Source organism: Sulfitobacter sp. HI0129 (assembly GCF_001635395.1).
Lineage (GTDB): Bacteria > Pseudomonadota > Alphaproteobacteria > Rhodobacterales > Rhodobacteraceae > Sulfitobacter.
The window spans coordinates 1-2784 of the sequence record NZ_LWGH01000347.1; the positions used below are offsets into that span (position 1 = coordinate 1).

The window sequence follows — 2784 nt, forward strand, 5'->3', positions numbered from 1 at the left end:
GGCGCGTGGGTGCTCGACGTATGGCGCTATGAGAAGACCTTGCCCGGCCAGGGCAACAGTTGATCAGAGCGCTGCGGCCTGACGGCGCAGTTCGAACTTCTGAATCTTGCCGGTGGAGGTTTTGGGCAATTCGCAGAAAATGACCTTCTTCGGCGTCTTGAACCCGGCCAGCCTTTCGCGGGTAAAGGCGATCAGGGCCGCCTCGTCTGCCGGTGTGCCGGGCTTCAGTTCCACGAAAGCGCAGGGAACCTCGCCCCATTTCTCATCAGGGCGGGCGACCACGGCGGCAAGGTTCACATCAGGATGTTCCATCAGCGCGCCTTCGACCTCAACGGAAGAAATGTTCTCGCCACCCGAGATGATGATGTCCTTCGCGCGGTCCGCGATCTGGATGTAACCGTCTGCGTGCCGCACGGCGAGGTCGCCGGAATGAAAGTATCCCCCGGCAAAGGCCTCCCGCGTTGCTTCGGGGTTCTTGAGGTAGCCTTTCATCACCGCGTTGCCCCGGATCATGATCTCACCCTGGGCGGTGCCGTCACGCGGCACGGGGGCCATTGCATCGTCGGTCACGTCGATATGTTCCATCATCGGAAAGGCGACGCCCTGCCGCGCCTTTACCGCCGCCCGTGCGGATTGATCGAGTGCGTCCCAATCCTCCGGTCGCCAGAGACATTCCGTCACGTGGCCGTAGGTTTCCGTCAGCCCGTAGACCTGCGTGACGTTGAAGCCCAGCTTTTCGATCTTGGACAGGGTGGCCGGGGCGGGGGGTGCACCGGCGGTAAACACCTCCACCTGATGGTCAAAGGCACGGCGTTCGCTTTCGGGGGCGTTCACCAGCATGTTGAGCACGATGGGCGCGCCGCCGAAGTGGGTCACGCCGTGATCGGCGATGGCGTCATAGATGGCAGGTGCTGTGATGTCGCGGCAGCAGACGAGCGTTCCGCCCAGCAGCGGCATCATCCATGTGTGGTTCCAGCCGTTGCAGTGAAACAGGGGAACGATCTGCATGAAGACCGGATGTAGAACCATCCGCCACGAAATCACCGTGCCCATGGTCATCAGATAGGCCCCGCGGTGATGATAAACGACACCCTTGGGTCGCCCCGTGGTGCCGGACGTATAATTGAGCGCGAGACTTTCCCATTCGTCTTCCGGCATGATCCAGTCGAAGCCGGGGTCGCCTTCGGCGAGCAGGTCTTCATAGGTCTTGTGCCGTCCGCTGGGGGCGAAACCTGCCTCTGCGTCGGGCACTTCGATGATCAGGGGGGCGTCGCCTTCCATCTGCGCGCAGGTGGCCTCGGCCAGTTCCAGAAACTGGGTATCCGCCAAAAGCACGCGTGCGCCGCCGTGTTCAAGGATATATGCGACGGTGTTCACGTCGAGGCGGGTGTTGATCGTGTTCAACACGGCCCCGCAGGCGGGAACGCCGAAATGCGCTTCGGCCTGCGCGGGCAGGTTGGGCAACAGGGTCGCCACGACGTCGCCCGGTTCCATCCCAGCGCCCCCGAGCGCCGAAGCCAGTCGCGTGCAACGTTCGTAGTATTCAGCATAGCTGTGACGAAGGCTGCCGTAGATCACCGCGGTTCGGTCGGCAAAGACGTCGGCGGCCCGTCTCAGGTGGGACAACGGTGTCAGCGCCACATGGTTCGCGGCACATTTGTCCAGCCCCGTTTCGTCCCGCATCCAGCCCATAACTGTCCCCCCGTCTTCGCAGATGTCGCTTTTGGGGTTGAGTATTGCGATGGCGAGGCGAGTTTGGAAAGTACAAAAGAAGGACAGGGCAGGGGGCATATGCAGCAGGAATCAATACAATCGGCGCGTCCGACAGCGGCAGCCATTACCGTGCTGGGTGGCATGATGACGCTCGGCCTGACGGACAATTTCGTGCCCTATCTGACGCAGAGCGGTTCGCTCTGGCAGTTTCACATGCTGCGCGGGTTTATGGCGCTGCTGCTGTTGCTGGGTCTCGCGGCGGTGGGGTTCGGTCTGATCCGGCCAAAGCGATGGGGCGCGGTACTGGGGCGTAGCCTGTTCACCGCGGGGGCCATGCTGATCTACTTCGGCTGCCTGTCCATCATGCCCATCGGGGTGGTGGTGGCGGGGCTCTTTACCGCGCCGCTTTTCGTGCTGGTGATCTCCGTCCTTTTTCAGGGCAAGCGGGTGGGCGCGATACGCTGGGGGGCCGTGTTGCTGGGTTTTGCAGGGGCGCTTCTGGTGATCCGCCCCGATCCCGGTGCGCTCGACCCGGTGAGCTTTCTGCCGATCTTTGCCGGATTGCTCTATGCGGTGGGGGCCGTGGCGACGCGGTCCTGGTGCGAAGGGGAAGGGACATTGGCACTGACGGCCGGCTTCTTCGGGATGCTGACGGTGTTCGGTGCCGTGGGCCTGCTGGTGCTGGACCCGGGCGGGCCACCCGGCCATGCAGGCTTTGCCTTGCGGGGGTGGGTGCCGCTCGACGCCGGTCTGCTGTTCTGGACGGCGGTGCAGGCGGTGGGCTCCATCATCGGAATCGGGCTCATCTTTCGAGGCTACCAGCTGGGCGAGGCGGGGCATGTCGCCGTATTCGAATTTTCGCTACTGGTATTCGCGTCCTTCTGGGCGTGGGTCCTGTGGGGGCAGACCGTACCCGCAGTTGGTCTTGTTGGAATGGCGGCCATCGCGCTGGCGGGCGCGGTGATTGCCCTGCGCAGCGAGGAGCCCGCGCCCCTTCGGGCAACGCGGGTGCCGGAATGATCATCAGCCGTGGAAGGGCGTATATCTTTGTTCATATCCCCAAGACCGGGG

Annotated in this window: 2 protein-coding genes; one reads left to right on the forward strand and one right to left on the reverse strand. The window is 63.3% G+C overall.

All coding sequences use genetic code 11. The annotated features are described in order from the left end of the window. Positions 1-63 precede the first annotated feature (63 nt). Positions 64-1692, reverse strand: coding sequence for an AMP-binding protein (locus tag A3764_RS08790; protein WP_067926185.1), 1629 nt, complete (start codon positions 1690-1692; stop codon positions 64-66). 99 nt (positions 1693-1791) lie between these two features. Between A3764_RS08790 and A3764_RS08795 the strand changes: the two genes are divergently transcribed. Continuing rightward, positions 1792-2733, forward strand: a complete 942-nt coding sequence (locus tag A3764_RS08795; RefSeq protein WP_150120860.1) for a DMT family transporter — start codon at positions 1792-1794, stop codon at positions 2731-2733. Positions 2734-2784 lie beyond the last annotated feature (51 nt).